18 protein-coding genes and 1 riboswitch are annotated in these 23,864 nt (G+C 70.1%); of the genes, 9 read left to right on the top strand and 9 right to left on the bottom strand.

Translation table 11 applies throughout. The annotated features are described in order from the left end of the window. The first annotated feature begins 517 nt into the window (after window positions 1-517). From AB0B28_RS02930 to AB0B28_RS02910, 5 genes are all read left to right on the top strand, one after another. Entirely contained in the window at window positions 518-1,402 is an 885-nt protein-coding gene (locus AB0B28_RS02930) for an HAD-IB family hydrolase (protein WP_360115482.1), read from the top strand. Window positions 1,403-1,460: 58 nt separating this feature from the next. Then, the gene (locus tag AB0B28_RS02925) at window positions 1,461-2,561 is read left to right on the top strand and encodes a hypothetical protein (protein ID WP_360115479.1); all 1,101 of its coding nucleotides are present in this window, start codon (window positions 1,461-1,463) and stop codon (window positions 2,559-2,561) included. A gap of 41 nt (window positions 2,562-2,602) precedes the next feature. Next, the gene (folP, locus tag AB0B28_RS02920; protein WP_360115476.1) at window positions 2,603-3,451 is read left to right on the top strand and encodes a dihydropteroate synthase; all 849 of its coding nucleotides are present in this window, start codon (window positions 2,603-2,605) and stop codon (window positions 3,449-3,451) included. Window positions 3,452-3,615: 164 nt separating this feature from the next. After that, a riboswitch (SAM riboswitch) is annotated at window positions 3,616-3,727 on the top strand. A 14-nt stretch (window positions 3,728-3,741) separates the two neighbouring features. After that, entirely contained in the window at window positions 3,742-5,004 is a 1,263-nt protein-coding gene (gene thrC / locus AB0B28_RS02915; protein ID WP_360115473.1) for a threonine synthase, read from the top strand. Between the two features lie 408 nt (window positions 5,005-5,412). Continuing rightward, complete coding sequence (locus AB0B28_RS02910; protein WP_360115470.1) at window positions 5,413-6,438, top strand: GNAT family N-acetyltransferase; 1,026 nt, start codon at window positions 5,413-5,415, stop codon at window positions 6,436-6,438. A 4-nt stretch (window positions 6,439-6,442) separates the two neighbouring features. Here AB0B28_RS02910 and AB0B28_RS02905 read toward each other — a convergent pair whose 3' ends face one another. The 5 genes from AB0B28_RS02905 to AB0B28_RS02885 form a co-directional block, all read right to left on the bottom strand. Next, the gene (locus AB0B28_RS02905; protein ID WP_360115467.1) at window positions 6,443-8,731 is read right to left on the bottom strand and encodes an AAA family ATPase; all 2,289 of its coding nucleotides are present in this window, start codon (window positions 8,729-8,731) and stop codon (window positions 6,443-6,445) included. A 53-nt stretch (window positions 8,732-8,784) separates the two neighbouring features. Then, entirely contained in the window at window positions 8,785-8,985 is a 201-nt protein-coding gene (locus AB0B28_RS02900) for a hypothetical protein (protein WP_360115464.1), read from the bottom strand. Window positions 8,986-9,009: 24 nt separating this feature from the next. After that, the gene (locus tag AB0B28_RS02895) at window positions 9,010-10,911 is read right to left on the bottom strand and encodes a NosD domain-containing protein (RefSeq protein ID WP_360115461.1); all 1,902 of its coding nucleotides are present in this window, start codon (window positions 10,909-10,911) and stop codon (window positions 9,010-9,012) included. Between the two features lie 248 nt (window positions 10,912-11,159). Beyond that, entirely contained in the window at window positions 11,160-12,788 is a 1,629-nt protein-coding gene (groL, locus tag AB0B28_RS02890; protein WP_360115458.1) for a chaperonin GroEL, read from the bottom strand. Between the two features lie 240 nt (window positions 12,789-13,028). Next, window positions 13,029-14,387: a hypothetical protein gene (locus AB0B28_RS02885; protein ID WP_360115455.1), complete on the bottom strand. Its 1,359-nt coding sequence runs from the start codon at window positions 14,385-14,387 to the stop codon at window positions 13,029-13,031. 167 nt (window positions 14,388-14,554) lie between these two features. On the opposite strand from AB0B28_RS02885, the gene AB0B28_RS02880 reads away from it, so the two are divergent. Next, entirely contained in the window at window positions 14,555-16,114 is a 1,560-nt protein-coding gene (locus AB0B28_RS02880) for an oligopeptide:H+ symporter (protein ID WP_360115452.1), read from the top strand. Here the strand turns inward: AB0B28_RS02880 and AB0B28_RS02875 are convergent, their stop codons facing one another. Next, window positions 16,115-17,812 carry a metallophosphoesterase gene (locus AB0B28_RS02875; RefSeq protein WP_360115449.1) on the bottom strand — a complete coding sequence of 566 codons (1,698 nt, stop codon included), beginning with the start codon at window positions 17,810-17,812 and terminating at the stop codon, window positions 16,115-16,117. It abuts the gene before it with no gap. Window positions 17,813-17,885: 73 nt separating this feature from the next. Between AB0B28_RS02875 and AB0B28_RS02870 the strand changes: the two genes are divergently transcribed. Further along, window positions 17,886-18,368 carry a GNAT family N-acetyltransferase gene (locus tag AB0B28_RS02870; protein WP_360115446.1) on the top strand — a complete coding sequence of 161 codons (483 nt, stop codon included), beginning with the start codon at window positions 17,886-17,888 and terminating at the stop codon, window positions 18,366-18,368. Here the strand turns inward: AB0B28_RS02870 and AB0B28_RS02865 are convergent. Both AB0B28_RS02865 and AB0B28_RS02860 read right to left on the bottom strand, forming a co-directional pair. After that, window positions 18,310-18,627, bottom strand: a complete 318-nt coding sequence (locus tag AB0B28_RS02865) for a hypothetical protein (protein WP_360115443.1) — start codon at window positions 18,625-18,627, stop codon at window positions 18,310-18,312. The genes AB0B28_RS02870 and AB0B28_RS02865 overlap by 59 nt on opposite strands. Before the next feature lie 145 nt (window positions 18,628-18,772). Continuing rightward, window positions 18,773-19,360 carry a low temperature requirement protein A gene (locus AB0B28_RS02860; protein ID WP_360115911.1) on the bottom strand — a complete coding sequence of 196 codons (588 nt, stop codon included), beginning with the start codon at window positions 19,358-19,360 and terminating at the stop codon, window positions 18,773-18,775. A gap of 53 nt (window positions 19,361-19,413) precedes the next feature. Here AB0B28_RS02860 and AB0B28_RS02855 point away from each other — a divergent pair, with 53 nt between their 5' ends. Then, window positions 19,414-21,156 carry a hypothetical protein gene (locus AB0B28_RS02855; RefSeq protein WP_360115440.1) on the top strand — a complete coding sequence of 581 codons (1,743 nt, stop codon included), beginning with the start codon at window positions 19,414-19,416 and terminating at the stop codon, window positions 21,154-21,156. Between the two features lie 50 nt (window positions 21,157-21,206). Then, window positions 21,207-22,805 (top strand): ribosomal protection-like ABC-F family protein, encoded by a 1,599-nt coding sequence (abc-f, locus tag AB0B28_RS02850; RefSeq protein WP_360115437.1) that lies wholly within the window; start codon window positions 21,207-21,209, stop codon window positions 22,803-22,805. A 256-nt stretch (window positions 22,806-23,061) separates the two neighbouring features. Here abc-f and AB0B28_RS02845 read toward each other — a convergent pair whose 3' ends face one another. Continuing rightward, complete coding sequence (locus tag AB0B28_RS02845; protein ID WP_360115434.1) at window positions 23,062-23,763, bottom strand: hypothetical protein; 702 nt, start codon at window positions 23,761-23,763, stop codon at window positions 23,062-23,064. Window positions 23,764-23,864 lie beyond the last annotated feature (101 nt).

Genomic DNA, 23,864 nt, shown 5'->3' with positions numbered 1-23,864 from the left:
CCACTCACCCGCCGCCCCCGTTTCGGCTGCCCGCCTCCCGCGCCTCGTTTCGCCACGCCATCGCCGCCTCTGAGCGGCCGCCCCGCCGTTTCTTTCGCCGCCGCCTCGGCTCGCCACTCGCACGCCCGCCTCCGGCGCTTCGTCTCGCACGCCCGCCGCCCGCACGGACGCCACGATCTCTCCGCCGCGCCCCCGCTTCGGCTCGCCGCCTCGGCCGCCCGCCTCCAGCGCCTCGTTCGTCCGCTGCCCCGCCGCCCCGCGCGTTCACCGCCCGCCAGTCTCCACGCCCCGCTTCCCTCCGGCGCCCTATTCCGCCCGCTCCTCTGTCGCCCCCGCGTTCGCCGCCGCCCGCCGCTCGTCGCCTCGCCCTCCGCTCCGCTCTCCGCTCGGCCACCTGGGGAACCTTCGCCTGCGGGGCGAAGGGGGCTTTTGGGCGTAACTGGGGCCACACTGGAAATTCACCGGGCTCGCGTCCTGGCGTTACAGGGCGTCTGCCTGAGGCTTGTAGGCTTTTAGGGTGTCTGAGATCGAGGCTTCCTACATTGCCTCCGCCACACCCCGTCCACAACCGGCGCGGTCTGGCGGCAGCGCCCGTGCCCACTCCGTCGTCGTCGAGCCGTTGGTCGACGAGGACAACGCCCACATTCCCTCCGCCGCCTTCTTCGACGTCGACAACACCCTGATGCACGGCGCGTCCACCTACTGGCTCGCCCGCGCGCTCGCCAAGCACGGCGTGCTCTCGGCGCGCGACATCCTCAACTACGCGTGGAAGCAGGCCCGCTTCAAATTCGGGGCCGAGAACCACGGCCACATCTCCTCCATCAAGAGCTCCGCGCTCGAACTGGTCGCCGGGTTCCCCGTCGCCGAGATGCGGGCCCTGTGCGAAGAGGTCGTCGACCGCGACATCTCCCCGCGCATCCTCGCGCCCGTCCGGCGGCTCGCCGAACGGCACCTGGAGGCCGAGCAGGAGGTGTGGCTGGTGACCGCCAGCCCCGTCGAACTCGCCGGCATCCTCGCCTCGCGCCTGGGCCTGACCGGCGCGCTCGGCACCATCGCCGAAGTCGAGGACGGCTGCTACACCGGCCGCCTCGTCGGCGACCTCATGCACGGCCCCGCGAAGGCCGACGGCATCGCCCAGCTCGCGGCCGAGCGGGGCCTCGACTTGGAGCAGTGCACCGCCTACTCCGACTCGGCGAACGACCTGCCGATGCTGCGGAAGGTCGGACGCGCGATCGCGGTCAACCCGGACGCGCGCCTGGCCCGCCAAGCCCGCCACTACGGCTGGCCGGTCCTGGACTACCGACGCGGCCGCCGCGCGGCCAAACTGGCGCTGCCCACCGCGGCCGCCGCCGGGGTCGGCGCGGGACTGCTGTACCTGTACAAGTCCCGCGAACGCGACTGACACCGCCGGAGCTGACCTGATCGACCCGGCCGCGACGGCGGCGGAAACGAAGCGGCCGATGGACACCGCGCAGCGGCTCACCCTCGTCGGCACGGCCGCGCTCGCCCTCGCGTGGCTGGTCTGGCCCTCCCCCGACCGCCCCGAGACCGAAACCGTCGCGCCCGACACCACCCCCACGGTGTGGGCCAACTGGGACACCGAACCGGTCGACTGGCCCGGCCTGGTCGAGGGCCGGGCGTGGACGCCGCTGGCGTTCCTCGACGAGGACGACCCGAAGACCGACGCCGCTCTGGGCACCGACGAAACCGGCGCGCTGCTCTACCTCGAACGCGACGCCCTAGGGGAGGCCACCGCGACCACAGTGGCCGAACCGGGCGCCGTGCCCGGGGTGATCGCCGCGGCGGCCACCGACGACCGTCTCGCGTGGATCGTCTCGATCCCCGACGAGCAGGGCCGCGTCGCCTCCCAGCTGTGGACGGCCCCGCGCGGCGAGGACGGCAGGCCCGGCCCCGGGGAGCTGCTCACCGCCGACACCGGCGACGTGATCGCCTCCGGCAGCGCCTACGACCTCCAGTTCGCCGCCGAAGGCCTCCACTGGCTCAGCATGGCGCGCAGTGAAACCCGCGTCACCGAGCACCGGTCCGTGCCGGTCGGGGGCGGCGAGGTCGCCGTCGACGAGCTCGGCGGGTCCTGGCAGGCCGCCGCGTGGCCCTGGCTCGCCAGCGCCGGCTCCGACTCGCTCGGCGGCGCGCAGCTCGTGCGCGGCGACACCGGCGCGGGCGTCAAGGTCTTCGCCGGCGAGGACGAGCTGACCTTGTGCTCGGCCACCTGGTGCCGTCTCGTGGTGACCGCCGCCGATGGGTCCCGTATCGACCTCGTCCGTCCAGACGGGACCGGGCGCGTCACCGTGGCCGAAGGGTTCACCTCGGCCGTCTCTCCCGACGTGGGCCTCATCGACCGGTTCGAGCCTCTCTCGGAGAGCGTCAGCGCCGTCGGCGAGGGCCTGCGCGTGACCCTGTTCGACCTCGAAGCGGGCGAAGCGTTCCTGGTGGCCTCCACCGCTAGCGGGACCGGCGCGGACGCGCGGAGCCTGTGGTGGTCCACCGGGACCGGGGAACTGCTCGTGTGGCACGTGCTGGACCTCACGCGCCTCGCTTGATGCGAGGGCTTCACGCGCCCGGCGCGGGTAACGTCGATGCCGTGACTGAGCCGCAAGCAAGCGCCGCACCGGGCCCGGCCCTGCCGACGATCATCGGCATCCTCAACATCACCCCCGACTCGTTCTCCGACGGCGGGCGCTACCTCGACTTCGGCGACGCGGTGGCCCACGGCGCGCAGATGGCCGCCGAGGGCGCGGACATCGTGGACGTGGGCGGCGAGTCCACCCGGCCCGGAGCCGAGCGCGTGGACGCGGCCACCGAGACCGCCCGCGTGGTCGACGCGATCGCGGCGCTGGCCGAACGGGGCCTGACGGTCTCGATCGACACCACCCGCGCGGCCGTCGCGGCGGCGGCGATCGAGGCAGGCGCGAGTGTCGTCAACGACGTCTCCGGCGGCCTGGCCGACCCGGACATGGCGCGGGTCGTGGCCGACACGGGCGTGCGCTGGATCCTCATGCACTGGCGGGGCCACTCGGCCGACATGCAGCGGCTCGCCCACTACGACAACGTGGTCGCCGACGTCAAGGCCGAACTGGAGGACCGCGTCGAGGCCGCGCTCGACTCCGGTGTGGACCGCGACAACCTCATCCTCGACCCCGGGATCGGCTTCGCCAAGACCGCCGAGCACAACTGGCGGCTCTCGGCGCACCTGCACGAGTTCGTGGCGCTGGGGTATCCGCTGCTGTTCGCGTCCTCGCGCAAGACCTACCTCGGGAAGCTCCTGGAGGACGAGAGCGGCAAGCCGCGCCCGGTCGGGCAGCGCGAGGCGGCCACGCTGGCCACCTCGATCCTGGCGTTCGAGGCCGGCGCGTGGGGCGTGCGGGTCCACGACGTGGCCGGGACGGCCGACGCGCGGGCGGTGTGGGCCGCGACCAAGCGGGCCCTGTAGGCGCTGACCGATCCCCGACAACGACCGTTCGGCCCAGGCGTGGCGTATGCCGTTGACCTGGGAGATCGCACCTCACCCATCGGAACACCAGGATTGTGAACCAGTCTCGCAAGTTGGTATGCCGGTTGCAGCTTCACGCAACACACCCGTAGCATTCGGCTCGTACTTCATCCAGAGCAGCTGAGGGGTCCGGCCCTGCGAAGCTGCGGCAACCACCGAGCGCCACGGCGCGCGGCAGGTGCCAATTCCGGCCCGCCGACGCGGGGAAGATGAGGGAGGAGCCTTCTCGTATGTCCAATACCCTGTTCGCTGACAGCCCGGCCAAGGGCCTGATCTGCCGCAACTGCAACGCCACCTACGACCTGATCGCCCAGCACGCCTGTTGGCAGTGTTTCGGTCCCCTTGAGGTCGACTACGACCAGGCCGCGCTCGCCAAGGTCACCCGCGAGCAGATCGAGGCCGGTCCCCAGAACATCTGGCGCTACGCGCCGCTGCTGCCCGTCGGCGTCCACCCCGCCGACCGCGTCAGCCTCGACCCCGGCCTGACCCCGCTCATCGACGCGAAGCACCTGGCCAAGGCCCTGGGCATGCGGAAGCTGTGGGTCAAGGACGACAGCGCCAACCCCACCCACTCCTTCAAGGACCGCGTGGTCTCCACCGCGGTCTCGGCCGCGATCAAGCTGGGCTTCGACCGCTTCGCGTGCGCCTCGACCGGGAACCTCGCCAACTCCGTGGCCGCGCACGCCGCGCGCGCCGGGGTGCCCTCGATCGTGTTCATCCCCCACGACCTGGAGCCGGGCAAGATCGTCCAGTCGGCGATCTACGGCGGCCAGCTCGTGGCCGTGCAGGGGTCCTACGACGACGTGAACCGGCTGTGCTCGGAGCTGACCGAGACCGACGACTTCGAGACCACCGCGTTCGTCAACGTCAACATCCGCCCCTACTACGCCGAAGGCTCCAAGACGCTCGGCTACGAGGTCGCCGAGCAGCTCGGCTGGCGCCTGCCCGAGCAGGTCGTGGTCCCGATGGCCTCGGGCGAGCTGCTCACCAAGATCCACAAGGCCTTCGAGGAGTCGGCCGAGATCGGCCTGACCGAGCCGGGCAAGGTCCGCGTCTTCGGCGCGCAGTCGGCCGGGTGCAGCCCGATCGCCGACGCTTATGCGGCCGGAACCGACGTGATCACCCCCGTCAAGCCCACCGGGATCGCCAAGAGCCTCAACATCGGCGACCCGGCCGCCGGGCCCTACGCGATCGAAGCGTGCCGCTCGACCGGCGGCGGGATGGCCAAAGTCTCGGATGATGAGATCCGCGAAGGCGTTCGGTTGCTCGCCTCGACCACCGGCGTGTTCGCTGAAACGGCCGGCGGGGTGGTCGTGGCTACGCTGCGTAAGCTCCTCGAATCCGGGCAGCTCGACCCGGAGGCCGAAACCGTCATTTACAACACCGGTGAAGGCCTGAAGACTTTGGACGCGGTGTCGTCGCTGGTCGGGCCCACGCACACGGTGAAGCCTTCGTTGAAGGCCGCGAAAGAGGCCGGAATTCTGGAATCCTGAGTGGACCGGGAGTTCGGGAAGGGTTCCTTGTAGAGCGCTTGCCGAGCTCCCGAAATTATCACTCTGTGTGACCGTTGTGAAGGCTTGTGTCGGGTACCCGACAAAAAGAAGCGAAGTTCGGGTCTTGACCCTATTCAGTGAATGAGCAAGAATTCTTCTTGCGGGAGGCCGCAGTAGTCCTGTCGCCACTCACCCGGTTGACTGCGAGTCCTGGGGCTAGAACGTGTCGAGCAGCGCCAGCCGGTGTCAGGGATTGCGGTCTCCCGACCAATCTTCCCCAATGCGGGTGTCTCCTCTTCGCTCGCGTACCCTGACGCGGCCTCTCCAAACCCTTGCGCCCCTTCGGTGTCCCTTCGCGATCCACCGAATGGACTTGCCTGTGCCACAGGTCTCGGCCAGACTCTGCCCATGACGCATTACGACATCGTCCGGGTGAACCCCGCCGACCACGCCCTCGTCCAGTCCTGGGTGGCCCTCCAGGCCGCCGTCGACGCCCACGACTTCACCGGACTCAGGCCTTGGACCCCCGTCTACCCGCTCACCGGGCTGATCACCGCCGACGCCGCGGGCCGCAACGAGCACTGGGCCGCGGTCTGCGACGGGAAGGTCCTCGGCATCCTCGACCTCAACCTGACCGACGAGGACAACACCCACATGGCCGGGTTCTGGCTCGCCGTCCACCCCGACGAGCGCCGCCGCGGCGTCGGCTCGGCCCTCCTTCGCCACCTCGAGGAACGCGCCGCCGAGGAAGGCCGCGAAACCGTCTCCTCCTGGGTCCCCGTGCCCCACGAGTCCTCCCCCGAGGTGCGCGGCGACGCCGCCTCACTCCTGGTCGCCAAGGGCTTCAAACGGAGCCTGGACACCGCGATCCGCCGCTGCGACCTGGACGCGGTCGACGAGGCCGAGCTCGACCGGCTGCGGGACGACGCCTGGAAGCGGGCCGAGGGCTTCGAGACCGTGGCCTTCATCGGCGCGCCTCCGGCCGACCTCATCGAAGGAGTGGCCTACCTCCACTCGCGCATGTACACCGACATGCCCCTGGGCGACTGGGACCTCCAGGAAGCCGCCATCACCCCGCAGCGGCTCCTCGACTGGGACCGGCGCCGCGGCCAGCGCGGCATCCTCTGCCTCCAGGTCGCCGCGCGCGAGAAGGCCACCGGCGAGATCGCCGGGCTCACCGAGGTGCACATCGAGGCCGGCTCCGAGACGCACTGCATCCAGGGCGACACGATCGTCGATCCGCGCTTCCGCGGCCACCGCCTCGGCACGATCCTCAAGATCGAGAACCAGCGGCGCATCCGTAAATGGCGCCCGAAGATGCGGTACGTGTGGACCGGGAACGCGGTCGCCAACGAGCACATGATCGCCATCAACGAGGCCGTCGGCTACCGGCTCGCGGGCATGGAGCAGGTCTTCCAGAAGAAGCTCGCGTGAGCGGTCAGCCCTCGCGGTTCTGGGCGTAGTTCTCCAGGTATTCCAGCTGCTCGGGGTCCAGGCTCGGGCGAACTCGCTCGATCGCCTGGGCCACATGCGAGGCGGTGACCACGCTGGCTTCGAGCGACTCGCGCATCGCCGTCAGGGCGGCCTCGCGCACGAGCGCGGCGCAGTCGGCGGCCGAGTAGAGCCACAGCTCGTCGGCGACCTCGTCGAGGTCCACGTCGTCGGCGAAGGGGACGTTCTTCGCGTTGGCGCGCAGGATGTCCGCGCGGCCGTGGGCGTCGGGCGGGGGGACGTAGACGAGGCGCTCCAAGCGGCCGGGGCGCAGCAGCGCCGGGTCGATCATGTCGGGCCGGTTCGTGGCCCCCACGACCACGACGTCGCGCAGGGACTCGGCCCCGTCGAGCTCGGTGAGCAGCGCGGCCACCACCCGGTCGGCCGTGCCGCCGTCGGTGCCGCCGCCGCGCACGGGGGCGAGCGCGTCAAGCTCGTCGAAGAACATGAGCGTCGGGCTGGCCTGGCGGGCGCGGCGGAACAGCTCCCGCACGTTCTTCTCCGACTCGCCGACCCACTTGTTGAGCAGTTCGGAACCTTTGACGCTCAACACGTTCGCGTGGCCTTCACCGGCGACGGCGCGCACGATGTAGGTCTTGCCGCACCCGGGAGGTCCATAGAGGAGGATGCCTCTCGGGGCCTCGATCCCGAGGCGCGTGAACGCGTCCGGGTAGGTCAGCGGCCACAGCACCGTCTCGGTGAGCGTCTGCTTGAGGTCCTCCATGCCGCCCACGTCGTCGAGCGTGAGCCCGCCGAGTTCGACCGAGTCGCCGGACATGCTGGTGGGCCGCACCGATTCGAGCGCACCGTCGAAATCGGACGGTTGCAGCGCGGTGGCCCCGCCCGCCTTGGCGCGCATGGCCGCCCGCACCCCGGCCTCGCGGACCATCACGGCCAAGTCGGAGGCCACGTAGCCGGGCGCGCGGTGCGCGACCTTCTCCAACTTGACCTCCTCGGCGACCTTCATGCCGCGCGTGAAGTACACCAGCAGGTCCCTTCGCGCGTCGGCGTCGGGCATCGGCACCACGACCTCGTGTTCGAGCTTGCCGCGCAGCGTGGCGTCCACGTCCTCGATCCGCGCGGTCGTGCATACCACCGCGTGCTCGCCGGGCTCGGACAGGATCTCGTCGATCAACTGAGTGAACATGGTGCCCAACGGGGTTCGCTTCCCGGCCGGGGCCAGGTGCTCGACCCCGCGCACGAGCAGCACCCCGGGCACGGTCAGGGCCGCGACGGCCGCGCGCAGCCGGTCGGCCGCCGCGTTCGCCTCCAGCGCGGCCAGATCGGTGCCGGAGACTTCGCTGACGCCCGCGCCGACGGCCTCAGCCACCGAGCGCACCACCGTGGCCTTGCCCGCGCCCGAGGGGCCCGAGACGAGCACCCCGAGCGCCATGTCGGTGCCCACGACCTTGAGGACCTCGCGGTGGTTGAAGCCGAGGTCGAGCAGTTCGCGCAGCTCCTCGGCGGGGATCTTGGCCCCGGCGAGCTCGTCGTAGGGGATCGCCGCGGCAGTCGCGGGCTGGGCCTCGGCCCGGGGCGCGACGGCCTCGGCGCGCGCCACGCGGGCCTCGGCAACACTCGCCGAGCCGCCGGAGACGACCGGAGCGGGCGCGCGGCGCAGGTTCGCGACCTGGCCCGACGCGAGCGGCACGTCGATCGCGGCCGGGGCGTCGTTCTCCCACTCGACCCGCGTGTCGGAGGTGATCATCGCCCCGGTCTTCGGGTCCGAGCCGACCACGTTGAGCACCATCGTGGTCCAACCCAACCCGAGCGTGTTGTTGAGCGTGCGCCGCGTGGCCGCGACGGCCTCGCGCTGCGCGTCCCCCAGCTCGATCGGCAGCAGCGACACGTCGTCGCCCTCCCCCACGACCTTCGAGAGCATCGCCAGCCGCAGCGTGTCCGGGTCGACCACGGCCACCGCCGAGGCCGGGCCCGAGAGCACCACGCGCTCGGCGGCGGCCAGGGGCGCCGGGACGATCATCACCGGATCGCCGTCGCGCGCACCGATGTTGCCCAGCGTCAGGTCGTCGGCGTACAGCGCCTTGCGGGAGGCGTACCGGTCGGCGGTCAGCGCGATGGCGGTCGTGGTGCGCCGCCCGGTGAGCGCCACGGCGTCCCCGGGGCGCAGCCCCAGGGCCGTGAGCGCTTCGGCGTGAAGGCGCACGATGCCGCGCCGCGCGTCGAGACCGGCGCGGGCGCGGGTCGCGGTCAGAGTGAGGGAACCAGAGTCGGTCACGCGCCCCAGCTTATTACGCGCGGCAGGCGACCGGCGACTCTCGTGGCGCGGGACTACTCCTCAGGCGGCGCGAGGTCCATGCGGTAGACGGTGCGGCCATCCTCCTGGAGCTCGACCACGGCCACGCCTTGGTCGGCGAACTCCCGCCAGCGCTCGCCGACCCACGATTCGGCGTCGCCCTGGCTGGTCAGGTCGCTGTCGGGGGCCTCGATGGCGTTGCCGTCGGCGTCTTCGAGCTTCCACGTCCAAGTCATGTGGCTACAGTACGCGATCGGCCGCTACCAGTCGAAGCTGTCGCTCGCACGCGCGGTGACCGGCGTGCGCTCCACCGGAGCCGGTTCGTGTTCCCGCCGACGGGGACCGAACGCGACGCCGAGCACCACGAGTGTCCATATAGGCAGCATCGCGAGCCAGATCCACGCGGGCGAGACGGGCATGATCACGAGGGAGCGGACGCCGCGGTCGAAGGCGTCCAGCAGCGCCGCCAGTCCGATCATCGCGGTGAACGAGCCGAAGACGCGGGCGCCGCAGCGGTACCAGGAGCGGCCCGCCAGGAGCCAGCCGAAGCCCCACATACTGATCGCGAGCGCCTCGTAGTCGGCGCGGCCCGACCACACGGCGAGCACGAACAGCATGACGCCCGCGCCGGTCCCCAACGCGGAGAACGTCATCTGCCCGGCCCTGGGCGGATTCGGCGAGCGCGCGGCGCCGAGCCAGCCTGCGCCGGTGAGGAACAGCAGCGCGGCGGCGAAGACCACGGCGGCTTGGAATTCGATGCGGGAGGTGAACTGCGCGCCGTACCAGTCGCAGCCCTCGGGGACCTCGGTGCCGCCGATCCCGCACTGCCAGACCTTCAGGGTGCGCAGCGGGTCACCGAACGCGCGCGAGACCCCCGAGTCGCAGCCGGGAAGCACCGAGGGCGCGGTGCGGTGGGCCTGCGGCTCGTCGAAGCAGTTGTCGACGCCCACCCCGTCCCACCACAGGTCGAGCCGGTTGCGTTCGCGCTGGTTGTCCTCGCGGATGCCGAAGATGTTGTCGGTGAAGGCGTTGCGGTCGCCGCCGAGGCCGGTGGCCTGGCCGGGCGCGCCCCAGGTGGCGATGGCGGCGGTCTGCTGGTTCCAGATCCGGTTGCCGGTCGCGGTGGTGTCGGTGGCTCCGGCGACGAGGAGCCCGATGCCGCTGGGGTAGACGGTGTCCGGGCAGCGGACGCCCGAGCCCCAGTCGCGTTTGGCCGGTTCGGCTCCGCACGCGGCGGTGCGGTCGTACTCGGCGTTGTTGCCGTACAGGAGATTGTCGGCGGCGGTGATCTCGGCGTTGGTGCCGGTGTCGGCCACCACCAGGCCGGTCGCGTTGCCGTGCAGGCGGTTCGCGGTGGCCACGGCGTTGACGTTGTCGCCGGTGATCTCCAGGCCGACGCTGTTGCCGGTGGCCTCGCAGCCGGTGATCTCGGCCTGCGCGAACGCGATGCGGATGCCCGCGCCGTCGGCCTGGGTGGCGCGGCATGCGTTGAGGGCCACGCCGATCGAGTCTTCCACGAGAAGCCCCGAGTCTTCGCTCTGGAAGGCGGACACGGTGTCGAGGGCGGCCCCTTGGACGCCCGCGAGGCGCAGCGCGGCCACGCCGGCCTGCCCGAACGCGATGCCCTTGAGGTAGAGCCCGGTCGTGGCGTAGCCGTTGAGCACGAAGTCGGCGTTGAAGCGGGCGGTGATCTGGACGTCGTCGGGGCTGTCGCCCAGGCCTTCGATCTGGAGGTCGGCGGTCTCGACCAGGATCGTCTCGTCCACTGTGTACCGGCCGGGCAGGACCGCGATGTTGGTGCCGGGTTCTGCTGCGGCGACGGCGGAGGCGAGGTCGCGGTGCCCTTCGGCGAGGCAGTCCTCGTAGGTGCGCTCGTTCGCGATGCGGTCGTTGTAGTTCACGCCCTCGTTGCGCTCGGTGAACACCGTGGCGTCCTCGGTGCAGACCAGCAGCCTGGGCCCGTCCGACCGGTAGGCGGGCGGCTCGGCCTCGGCGAGGGCGGGGAACGACTCCGGTTGGGCCACACGGGCGTCGATCGCGAGCCCGCCAAGATAGCAGCTCAGCGTGAGCGCGGCGAGGACGCAGGTCATGAACGCGAGCATCGGGAGCCTGCGCTCGGGGCGCGGCCTCAGGGGGATGGCGCGGCGGGGCGTGGGGGGCACGGCACCAGGGTAGCCTGGGGCGCCCCGCCGGGGAAGATCTCAGAATTCGGTTGGGGCCGAAGCGGATGCGGCATACCGTCCTTGGAGAGGACGGTATGCCGCTACGCAGTGGCTTGCGCCGTCTGCACTGAAGCCAGTACAGAGAAAGGGAGAACCACTCACTCTACCGTGAGCGGTCCTCCCTCGCAGTACTCGATCGGATGGAAAATCCGACGCGAGCGGCTGGTGTGCGAACCCCGAAGGGCTGCTTACATCATGCCGCCCATGTCGCCCATGCCGCCGCCGGCGGGGGCGGCGCCTTCCTTCTCCGGGGCGTCGGCGACGACGGCCTCGGTGGTCAGGAACAGGGCGGCGATCGACGCGGCGTTCTGGAGCGCCGAGCGGGTGACCTTGGTCGGGTCGGGGATGCCGGCGGCCAGCATGTCCACGTACTCGCCGGTCGCGGCGTTGAGGCCCTGACCGGTAGGCAGGTCGCGGACCTTCTCCACCACGACGCCGCCTTCGAGGCCGGCGTTCTCGGCGATGGCGCGCAGCGGCGCACCGAGCGAGCGGCGCACGATCTCCACACCGGTGGCCTCGTCGCCCTCGGCCTCGATCTTGTCGAACGCGATCGCGCCGGCCTGCGCCAGCGCGGTGCCGCCACCGGCGAGGATGCCCTCTTCGACCGCGGCCTTGGCGTTGCGCACGGCGTCTTCGACGCGGTGCTTGCGCTCCTTGAGCTCGACCTCGGTGGCAGCGCCGACCTTGATCACGGCCACGCCGCCGGCCAGGCGCGCGAGGCGCTCCTGGAGCTTCTCGCGGTCGTAGTCGGAATCGGAGTTGTCGATCTCGGCGCGGATCTGGTTGATCCGGCCCTGGATCGCCTCTTCCTCGCCGCCGCCGTCGACGATGATGGTGTCGTCCTTGGTGATGACGACCTTGCGGGCCTGGCCCAGGAGCGACAGGTCGGTGTTCTCCAGCTTGAGGCCGATCTCCTCGGAGATGACCTGGCCGCCGGTGAGGATCGCGATGTCGCCGAGCATGGCCTTGCGGCGGTCGCCGAAGCCGGGGGCCTTGACGGCGGCCGACTTGAAGATGCCGCGGATCTTGTTCACCACGAGGGTCGGGAGGGCTTCGCCGTCCACGTCCTCGGCGATGATCAGGAGCGGCTTGCCGGTCTGGGTGACCTTCTCCAGCGTGGGCAGGAGGTCCTTGACCGCGGAGATCTTCTGGTTCGCGACGAGGATGTACGGCTCTTCGAGCACGGCCTCCATGCGGTCCTGGTCGGTCACGAAGTAACCGGACAGGTAGCCCTTGTCGAAGCGCATGCCCTCGGTGAGCTCCAGGTCGAGGCCGAAGGTGTTCGACTCCTCGACGGTGATGACGCCTTCCTTGCCGACCTTCTCCATCGCCTCGGCGATGATGGCGCCGACGGTGGTGTCACCGGCGGAGATCGAAGCGGTGCTGGCGATCTGCTCTTCGGTCTCGACCTCGGTGGAGGTGGACTGGAGGTGCTCGACGACGGCCGCGACGGCCTTCTCGATGCCCTTCTTGATGGCGATCGGGTTGGCGCCCGCGGCGACGGCGCGGAGGCCTTCCTTGACCAGGGCCTGAGCGAGCACGGTCGCGGTGGTGGTGCCGTCACCGGCGACGTCGTCGGTCTTCTTGGCGACCTCCTTGACCAGCTCGGCGCCGATGCGCTCGTACGGGTCTTCGAGCTCGATCTCCTTGGCGACGGAGACACCGTCGTTGGTGATCGTGGGGGCGCCCCACTTCTTGTCGAGCACCACGTTGCGGCCCTTCGGGCCGAGGGTCACCTTGACGGCTTCGGCGAGGGTGTTCATGCCTCGTTCGAGCCCGCGGCGAGCCTCCTCGTCGAATGCGATCATCTTCGCCATGTTGGATGGCTTCCTTTCGGATAACGTTCGTGGTCGACGGTGAGGCGGCATTCCCGCGACGGTGGGCCTCGCGGCCCGACCACCTCAACACGTTTGTTAGCACTCCCCAGAGGCGAGTGCCAAAACCAGGTATAGCACTCTCACCCCGAGAGTGCCAATCCGGGGCGCGTTCCGAGTGGTGAAAAGCGCGGACGCCGGAGCGGGGGCCCCGGCGTCCGAGTCTTGCGTCGCGGTGAAGTCCTACGAGGTCGGCCCCGGCTGGTCGGGCCTGCCCGGATGCCCGGGCTCCCCCGGGTCGGCCGGATCGACGGGATCGGTGGAGTGCCCCGGCTGCTCGAGATCGGGCTGCGTCGGCTCCTGCGGCCACACCCCGGGCTCGGGAAGCGGCTGCCCGGGATCGGCGTACTGGTTCGGGTCGGTCTGCGGCTGCGTCGGCTCCGAGTACGGCGGCTGCCCGCCACCGGGCGCCTGGCCCGGGTCCGCGAACGGCGCCTGCGGCGCTTCCCACGGCTGCTGTCCCGCCTGGCCGCCCGCCTGCGGCGGCTGGCCCGGTTCCTGCGGCCATCCGCCCGCGCCGGGCGCCTGCTGATGGCTCGGGTCCGCGTACGGCGGGGCCTGCGGCGGCTGCCCCGAGTACCCCTGCTGCCCTTCGTAACCCGCCGCTCCCGCGGCCGGGCCGCCGAAGTACCCGCCCTGCGGCGCGGCCGGGGCCGTCGCTCCCGCGGCCTCCGCCGAAAGCGAGGTCGCCGAGACCGACTCGGTGCGCCCGCGCAGCCACGCGTACGTGCACAGCGAGGCGGCCAGGATCCAGATCATCGGCGCGAGCAGCAGCAGCGCCATGATCGCCTCGGTGATGATCGTCAGCACCGCGGCCAGCCACGGCGCGAACAGGCCGTGCCACACCCCCGCCAGCAGCAGGCCGACCATGTTGATGATGATGTTCGCCGCGATCGCCACGAGCACCACGATGATGAGCCGCCCGAGCGCGGGCCAGAACGCCGAGTGCGTCAACTGGATCGACCGCGCGTACGGGCTCCGCCTGGCCTCGAACACCGCCGCCGGGGCCATCAGGCTCAGCGCGAAGATCGCCCACAGGCCCGGCAGCACGCACAGCACCAGGCCCACGCCGATCGTGACCCAGGCCAGGAGCAGCCACAGGAAGAACTTCCCGCCCCGCCGGAACCCGAACCGGAACGCCTCGCCCAGGCTCAGGAACCCGCCCGCGGCCTCGGCGGTGGCCACTCGCACCGCCGCCAACGCGGCCGACCCGGCCACGTACAGCACCGCGAGGCTGAGGATCACCCCGATGAATCCGACGATCGCGCTGGGCGCGTACTCGCGCACGACCGCGCCGAAGTCGGTGACGTCGACCTTCACCTCGGTGTCGCGCACGTTGCTGTTGAAGGCCCCGAGGATCCAGCGCGGCAGCACCACGCCGATGAGCAGGATGAGGCCGACCGTGCGCCACGAGCGCTGCACCACGTCGAGTGTGGCGTGCCACCAGCTCTCGAAGTCGCCGGTCACCAGCGGGTCGCCTCCGGAGAAGCGGCCCGAGGGCTCGCCTGCCTGTCCGGGGTTCCAGTACGGATCATCGCTCATAGTGCGGATCGTAAACCAATCAAAGCCGCATATCAGACAAACAATCGCAGCGCGCCCGTTCCGGTACGACAGATCTCGGTTTGGCCTCCGGAGGTTCTTGGGAGCTATTAGCGTCGGCAGTTGTCGGCGCGCGCCCGCGCCGGTCCGCACGCATACCGGGAGCGCCGATGTCTCACAGCGAGCCGTCCCACCGTGAATACCCCGCCGCTCGCGAGAAGACCTTCTTCGGGCACCCGCGGGGTCTGGCCGTCCTGTTCGGGACCGAGATGTGGGAGCGGTTCAGCTTCTACGGTCTCCAGGGCATCCTGCTGGTGTTCCTCACCGCGAACGTGATGCAGAACGGCCTGGGGTTGGAGGACACGGTCGCGGTCCCGATCGCGTCGCTGTACTCGGGCGCGGTGTACCTGACGTCGCTGCCGGGCGGCTGGATCGCCGACCGCGTCCTGGGCGCGCGGCGGGCGGTGCTCATCGGCGGCATCGTCATCATGTGCGGCCACATCTCGATGGCCATCCCGGTCAGCGGCGCGGGCCTGGTGTTCTTCGGCCTGTTCCTGATCGTGATCGGTTCGGGCCTGCTGAAGCCGAACATCTCGGTGATGGTCGGCAGGCTCTACGACGGCGACTCCGACGCGCGGCGCGACGCCGGGTTCTCGGTGTTCTACATGGGCATCAACCTCGGCGGGTTCCTCGGCATCCTCATCACCCCGTACCTAGCCGGCGAGGACCGCTGGCACCTGGGCTTCGGCGCGGCCGCGATCGGGATGGCGATCGGGCTGCTGTGGTACGTGCGCGGCTGGTCGCGCCTGACGGGCACCGGCGTGGGCCCCTCGCGCCCGCTCGGCGACGCCGAGCGCGGCAAGGTCGTCCGGATCGTCGTGATCTCGCTGGTGGTCGCGGCCGTGGCGATCGCGATCTGGGCCGCGACCGGGACGCTCACCCTCTCGACGGTCCCGACCGTGGTGACGATCCTGTCGATCGCGGCCGCGGTCTGGTACTTCATCTACATCTTCGGCGAGGCCAAGGACGTCACGCCCGCCGAGAAGGCGGGCCTGCGCGCGTACGTCGGCCTGTTCATCGCCTCGGTCGTGTTCTGGATGCTGTACCTCCAGATGGGTTCGATCCTCACCGCGTTCGCGTCGAACTCGGTCGACCTCGACTCGTGGAGCTTCCACCTGCCCGCGGGCGGGGTGCAGAACTTCAACACGATCTTCATCCTGATCTTCTCGCCGATCTTCGGCATCCTCTGGCTCAAGGCCGGGGCCGGGTTCGGCACCGCGTACAAGTTCGCGCTGGGTGTGGGCCTGACGGGCCTGTCGTGGGTGTTCCTGGGGTATCTCCAGGGCCGGGCCGACTCGGGCATCCTGGTCGCGCTCGGGTGGATGGTCGTGGTGTACCTGCTGCTCACGTGGGGCGAGCTGTGCGTCTCCCCGGTGGGCCTGTCGGTGACGACGCAGTTGGCGCCGACCGCGCTCAAGGGCCAGTTGATGGGCGTGTGGTTCCTCGGCCCGGCCGTGGGCACTCCCCTTGGCGGGCAGGCGTTCGCGTTCCTGGTGCCGCGCTACGGCGAGCAGGCGTTCTTCTTCATCCTCGCGGGGATCGCGATCCTCACCGCGGTGGTGCTGGCGATCTTCTCGGGCGGCCTGCACCGGCTCATGGGCCAGGGCGGGCACGGCCCGGAGGCGAACCTGGAGACCCCGCCCGAGCCCGAGCTGGGGCGCGGCGAGTGATCAGAGCCTGAGGTTGAACCAGTCCCCGGCCTGGGCCACGAGGCGGCGCACGGCGCTCTGGCGCGGCAGCTGGTCGCGCCGCGGGCCCGGGTGCTGGGCCGCGAAGCCCGGTTCGATGAGCCTGGGCCGCAATGGTTCTGCGGGTTTGATCCACGAGTCGGTCTCGCCGCCTTGGGGATCGGCTTTCCAGTGGCGTCCGGCCCGGTCGAGGCCGATCGGGTAGACGGTGGCCCCGGAGGCGTCGATGCGGATGCGCAGGAAGCATTTCTGGTCGATCACCGACATGCCCGCGAACAGCTCGTTCGCGTTGACGCCCAACCGGTTCGCGACCACGAGGTAGAGCCCCACGAGCCAGGTGCCCACCAGGCCCGCCACCGGCAGGTACGCCAGGTAGGTCCAGAACTCGACGTTGGGGAGCGAGCGGATCACCTGCGCCCCTGCCCATGCCAGCGCCACCTGGGCCGCGCCGTGGACGCCGCCGAGCATGTAGTGCCGGGCCGTGCGGCTGCCTTCCCCGGGGTGCGCGAAGGCGACCCCGGCGGCCAGCAGCACCGCCGCCACGGCCACGAACGTCCCCGTGCCCTCCAGAATGGACACTGTCGCGATGAGCGAGACCACGCTCATCAGTGCCACGAAGCCCTTGTTCAGCCACGGCAGCCGACCGAAGATCCCGAGCGCGTAGGAGAGCGACTTCGCCTTCGACGGGTATGTCTGCGTCAGCCGGTACTGCCGTTCGCGCGCATCGGGTTCGGGGATGGAGCGCTTCGGCGCGGTCAGGTCGTCGGGCAGCGTGTGCGTGGGCGAGAGGTACGCGCCGCCGCCACCGGCGGTCACGAGGTGGCGGGAGCCGTCGACCTCCGCGTAATGCGCGTAGTGGTGGCGGTCCCCGGTGAGGATCAACGGGACCCGCGCCCCGCGCGCGGCCACCACGTCCCGGATGAAGTGGTCGATCCGGTCGAAGGACCGGGGGTCCTCCTCGGTCCACAGCCACGACGGCTGCGGCACGCACAGGATCACCTGGTCGCCGGGGCGCATCCGCTCGGCGGCCTTGCGGAAGTACTCGATCTGGTTCTGGTCCAGGTGCGTGTCGAACTGGGCGTCCACCGCGAACAGCCACCAGCGGTGCGGCAGCTCCAGCGCGAAGTAGGAGCGCTTCTGGAAGGTCCGGTACCCGCCGATCGTGCGGCCCTCGGTGAACTGCCGGGCGAACGCGGTGAGCCCGTCGAACCAGTCGTGGTTTCCCGGGATCGCATACAGCGCAACGGGGTTCCCGGGGTTCGCGGCCTCGTACGGGCCCTTCATGCGCCGCTCGTACTCCAGCCAGTCCCCGGCCGGGTAGACCTCGTCACCGCCCATGACGAGCACCGAGCCCCTCGGCAGGTGCAGCGTCCCGCCCTTGCCGTCGGGGACCTCCACGTGGTCCTGGGCAAGGAGGTGCGCGATCGAATAGGTCGCGTTGAAGCCGTCGCCCACGTCGGCCACGTAGTCGAGCCACAGCTCGCCGGTCTCGGTGTGCGCGAACGTCTCCTGCGGGCGGCCGCCGATGATCTCGCGCTTGTCGACGTAGCCGCCGAAGACGCGCGCCAGCCCGAAACGCATGCTCGTGTCCAGCAGCGTGCGCGGCGAGAGCCAGCGCACCGGCTTCTGCGGTTCGAAGCGGAGCTCCTGCGGCGTGAGGTCCTTGGGGCGACGGGACATAGAGGCCATCATGGCACGTTCTGCGCGCCAAGGGAACCCGTCACGCGCCGCGCCGGGGGCGTAGGCTCCCGGCATGGTGAACGCACGGCACGCCGAACTCGGCGACATCGACGAGATCATCCGCCTCCGCGAGGTCATGATCGCCGAATGGTTCGACATGAGCGACAGCACGTGGAAGTCCGAGGCCGCTGAGGTGCTGCGCCGCCGCCTGGACGAGCCGAAGCCGACGATGGCCGTGACCGTGATCGACGCGCCTGACGGGGCCGGGCTGGCCGCGTGCGCCGCCGGGACCATCGAGGAGCGGCTGCCGTTCCCGGTGAACCTGTCGGGCCGGGTCGGGTGGGTGTTCAACGTGGTCACCGATCCGCAGTGGCGCAGGCGCGGTTTCAGCCGCTCGTGCGTCACGGCGCTGCTCGACTGGTTCGACCAGCAGAGCGTGGCCACGGTCGAGCTGCTGGCGACCGGGGACGGCGAGGGGCTGTACCAGCGGTACGGGTTCAACCGGACGAAGGAGCCCTCGATGCGCCTTCGGATGACCGAGCGAACCGAGCCCTGATCCTGAACCACGCTGCGATCACCAAGGCCCCCAAGGTTACCGGTGCGGCGGCCGGGCCCCACCAGGCCCAGTTCGCGGCTTGGACGGCGGCGGTGGGGGCGGGTTCGGGCGCTTCAGGGCAGTCGGCGATCGTCCCGTCGGGGGCGAGGTGGAAGCAGTCGGCGGTGACACCGTCGGGAGCGCCGGTGCCGAGACCGGCGAGCATCCCGTAGGCGAGAGCCGCGAGGACGGCCGCCGCGAGTGCGTATCGAAGGGTCACTCGCGCACCCCGTTGGGCAAGCCGGTGGCGAGACGCGCCCCGTGGTTGAGCGCTGCCACGACGGCCGCCGCCAGCGCATGCTGAAGGCTCACGCGCACACCCCGCTGGTGTGACACGCCGCCGCCCCGCATGCGAGCGCGCCGCGTCATTCGCGCACGCTCGCCGAAGGCGGCGTGAACCAGCCCGAGGCGACCAGCGCCAACAGCAGCAGCACCGCGAACACCAGCGCGGCGAGCACGACTCCCGGCAGTGCGAACCCGATGCACGCGAAGCACACCAGCGCCCCGATCGCCAACGCCCGCGACCGCGACACGCGCCCCGAGACCGCCCGATGCCACACCAGGCTCCCGGCCAGGAACACGATCGAGCCGCCGACGAGCGTCAGGATCGCGGCGGCATCGGCGGTGTCCCACGGGTCGAAAGCGACCAGCACGAGACCTACCGCAGTGATCACACCCCCTGCGACCATGAGCGCACGCGCGGGCCGCGCGGCGGCCGTATCGCCGTCCCGCAGGTTCGCGACGAGATAGAGCCGCACCAAGACAGCGATGGTCGCGAAGCCGAGCACGGCGGCGAGCACCGTCACCACACCGGCTCCAGCCACCGGCCGACCCACGTCGACCTCCTGCTCCGCAATTCGCTCACCGGCCGATGCTAGCGTGCCGGAGTCGGCCGGGACACCGGTTCGGCGGGCGTGGCGCGCGCGGCCGGAACGCCAACGGGCGGTTAACATATCTTCGCGACACGCGGTCGCGATCCGTCGATTGAGGGCCGAAAACCGATAAGATGATCGACAAGCCGCAAGCCGCAAGCCGCAAGCCGCAAGCCGCAAGCCGCAAGCCGCAAGCCGCAAGCCGCAAGCCGCAAGCCGCAAGCCGGAATTCGCGGTCGCTTAGCGGAAACCGCAGGCTCCTCCTCTTCGCGGGCCGCACCTCCCAAGCGCTGGCCCGCCTCCGCTACGACGTCGAGCCGCTCTTCTCCCCCGACCCCCGCCTCACCATCGCCTACACCCTCATCCCCGGCTCCCGCTTCGAATCCGGCGCACCCGACTTCGCCCACCGCAACGACATCGAACTCCTCCCCTGGTCCACCGCCCGCACCCTCGCCCCCGACCTCGTCGTCACCGCAAGCCCCGACCCCTGCCTCTACGAAGCCGACGCCCCAGTCCTCACCCTCCCCCACGGCGCAGGCCACAACCGCCTCCGCCCCGAACTCAGCGGCGTCTCCGGCCTCTCCCCCGAACAGATCCAAGGCCCCGAAGGCCAAGTCCCCGACTTCATGGCCCTCCCCGGCCCCGCAGCCCTGACCCGCCTCGCAATCGACTGCCCGGCGGCCGTGCCCCACGCCGAAGTCTGCGGCGACGTCTGCCTCGAACGCCTCCGAGCGAGCACGGCCCAAAGAGACGCCTACCGAGAAGCCCTAGGCGTCGAGGGCCGCAACCTGATCCTGCTCTCATCCTCATGGGACGCAACGGCTCTAGGCCGCAAAGCCGAAACCCTCCCCGAACGCCTCCACGCAGAGCTCCCCCTGGACGACTTCGCGCTGGCCTACATCCCCCACCCCAACGACGACCTCACCGCGCCTTCGCGCCTGACCGGCCTCCTCCACCCGCAACTCCAAAACGGCCTCATCATGATCCCGCCAGACGAAGGCTGGAGAGCAGCACTCGTCGCCGCAGACTGCATCATCGGCGACCACGGCTCAGTGACGTTCTTCGGAGCAACGATAGGCCTCCCAGTCCTACTGGCCACCTTCGGCTTCGCCAACATGCCCCCAGAACTCCCTCTCGCCCGCTTCGGCAGAACGGCCCCACGCTTCAACCAAGCCAAACCGGCCGCCCCGCAACTGCGCGAAGCGATCGCAAGGGGCCCTGTCGAATTCGACTACGCAGCAGCACTCGCCGAACCGACCCCGGGCCCGGCAACCCGCCTGGCAACGGCGGCCTACCGCCTGCTGAACCTCGCACCCCCGGCACCTCCAGCACCCCCAGCGGTCCCGCTGCCCGCCCAGCTCCCCCAATGCCGACCCACCTATTCCTGGCGCTGGGCTCCTAACGGCTCCAACGGAACCCGCTACCCGATCTCGATACCGACCACGATCCCCGACTACAGGGACGGCCACCTGGTAGCCGACACCGCCACCCCCGACCCCCGCCTCCGCAACGCCGCCAACGTAATCCTCAGCCACACCCAACCAACCACTGTCGACAAAGCGATCACTGCGACCCGGACACTCCTACAACGCCACCCGATCAGCCGAGTGGCAAGCACCAGAATCAAAGCCCCGGCCTACAACACCACGAGCCCCCAAACCGACGATCAAGCACACGCAATCGTCATCACCCGCGACGGCCCCGCCTTCCAAGTCGAAGCCAATGCCACCCAACTCGACGCAATCCCCTCGGCCATCTACGACCACTTGGTCCGAGGCACCCTCAACCCCACACCCGAAATCCCGGACCTCACCAAAGTCCTCGCCCAAACCTTCAACCCACCACCAACCCTCACCCCCATCGAGAACCAGCCATAGCCGACAACTGGGCGCAGTCGCCCTTGTCGTCCCGAAATAGTCTGTGACAGGTGTATCGCCTCAGCCAACTCGTCGTCGCCGGTGCGACCAAGCGCTACGGCGCCCAACTCGTGCTCGACCAGGTCACGTTCACCGTCGCGTCGGGGGAGCGGGTCGGCATCGTCGGTGACAACGGTTCGGGCAAGTCGACGCTGCTGCGTCTGCTCGCTCACGTCGAAAAGCCTGAAAACGGTGAGATCATCGTCGACGCTCCCGACGGCGTCGGTTATCTGCCGCAGCGGATCGACCTGCCCGAGGAGCGGACCGTCGCGGACGCGATCGACCTCGCGCTGGCTGGCCTGCGGGGCCTTGAGCAGGCGATGCGTGCAGCTGAACGCGATCTGGCATCGGGCGGGGACGCGGCGGCCCAGAGGTACGCCGAATTGCTCCAGCGCTTCGAAGCCCGTGAGGGATGGGGCGCTGACGTGCGGGTCGAACGCGCCTGCACCCACCTGGGTGTGGGCGGCATCGGACGGGACCGGCGATTGGGGACGTTGTCGGGAGGGGAGCGCTCGCGTCTCATGCTTGCCGCGACTCTCGCCTCCCGGCCCGCGCTGCTGCTGCTCGACGAGCCGTCCAACGATCTTGACGACGCTGCCCTCGCCTGGCTCGAAGCCGAGCTTCGCGACTGGCCCGGCACGGTCGTCGCCGTCACCCATGACCGGGCGTTCCTCGAAGCGGTCACCGACACGATCATCGAAGTCAGCGACCACAGAATCGGCCGTTACGGCAACGGCTACAGAGGATTCCTCACCGCGAAAGCGGTCTCACGCCGTCAGGCCGAGGCCGCCTACGCGCACTGGAGCGCCGAGGTGGACCGCCAGCGCTCGATCATCGAGGACAACGCGGGCAACCTGGCCGCCATTCCCCGCAAGGTCCCCAAATCTCGACTGGCGCCGGTCCGCAGCGGCACTCACGGCGCGAGCAGCCGCATCACGATCGCGAAGCGGCGACTCGAAGTGCTGCAACGTAATCCGGTACGGCCGCCGGTGAAACCGCTGCGTTTCAGCGCGGGCCTGGCGACCTCGGGCACCACTGCGGCGGTGCGGTTGCACCAGGTGCGCCTCGACGGCCGCCTCAATGTGCCTGAGCTGTCGGTCGAGCACGGTGAACGCCTCCTGATCACCGGGCCCAACGGTGCAGGGAAGTCCACGCTCCTACAGCTGATATCGGGCGAACTCGAACCCGAGACCGGCACCGTCACCCGCACTGGGATCACTGGACACCTGCGCCAGCACACCTCGCCCGAACCCGACCGCAGGTCGGTGCTCCGGGCCTTCGCCGACGGGCGGGTCGGCACCATCGACGAACACGCCGAGGCACTCTGGCACCTGGGTCTGTTCGAAGCCGAGGACTTCGGTCGCCGCGTGGACGACCTCTCCTGGGGCCAGCGCCGCCGCCTCGAACTCGCCCGCCTGGTCACCAGCCCTGTCGACCTCCTGCTCCTTGACGAGCCGACCAACCACCTCACCCCCGCTCTCGCCGAGGACCTCCAAGCAGCCCTCGCCGACTACGACGGCACCGTCATCCTGGTGACCCACGACCGCCAACTCCGAAAATCCTTCCAAGCCCGCTCCCTAACCATGCAAGCCGGAACCATCACCAACTGAGACGTAGCCTTCCTTGGAAGCTCGGGCAACCCTTAGCGGGCGAGCCGGTCTTGCACGACCTCGCGAATCTCATCCCATGAATCGTGCTCAAGCATGCGCAGCGTCGCCTCCGCGGCGTTCCGATGGCAGGCGACCCTCAGCCGAACCGATTCGTCCGTGTGCAGCGCGCCCGTACTCGACGGGATCACTGCTCGATCGAAGCCTCACGAACTCTTCCGCTGAACCGATCAACGCTCGTCTCCTGGAGGCTGGTTCATCAGCAATCCGGTGCCGGGGTGATGCTGAACTGTGTGTTCAGGTAGTTCTCGGTGGGGCTCAACGAGACCGCGATGAGTTCCACCGGGCAATTGGTCTCGCTGTCCCTGACGATCTGGCTCGACTCGGCTGGCGGCACGAGCATTGACGCGAACCACTCGGCTCCCGCGGCCTGGTCGGCGCCGATGACCGCCGCCGCACTCCAGCAGGTGTTGAGGAAGTCCTCCGCGACATCGGTGCGGATGCCGGCCGCATGGCAGGTGAACCAGTCGACCTCGTCGCCCTCGAAACCGATGGCCGCGAAGAAGGTCGCGCCAGCCTGCATCCTTTCCCCCGCGTAGTAGCCGCCGGTCTCGGGGTCAAAGCTGATCAGGTCCGGCGGCCGCTCGGTCTGGAGCGTGTCTCCCTCGGGCCAGACCAGTTCGAAGTCGCTGAAAGCAGCCTTCCATTCGCTGATGCCGGTCTCGGTCGGCACGGAGGGCGGGGGTGCCTCGTTGACGAGGTCCGAGAAGCTGGTGATGTAGTCGCGGTTCGCCACGAACCAGAACGTGGTGACGAGAAAGAGGAACGCAAGCGCCAGGACGTTGGCGACGAACTTCTTCGACTCCCGAGGGGCGAAGAGGTACCGCACAAGCGCCAGCGCGATGCATGCGGCGGTGAGTGTCAGTCCCAAGGGGAGCGCGTGCTCGGCGATGAACTTCATGGGCGGGGCGCGGAGCTTTCCAGTTGTGAGTATGAGGGTGCCGCCAGTATATGGCCGATCGCGTTGCGGCGTGGGTCCGGAACGGCAGACGATCCCTGGCC

This window comes from Glycomyces sp. NPDC046736 (assembly GCF_040645615.1).
Lineage (GTDB): Bacteria > Actinomycetota > Actinomycetes > Mycobacteriales > Micromonosporaceae > Glycomyces.
This window is presented reverse-complemented; position numbering and strand designations above follow the sequence as displayed.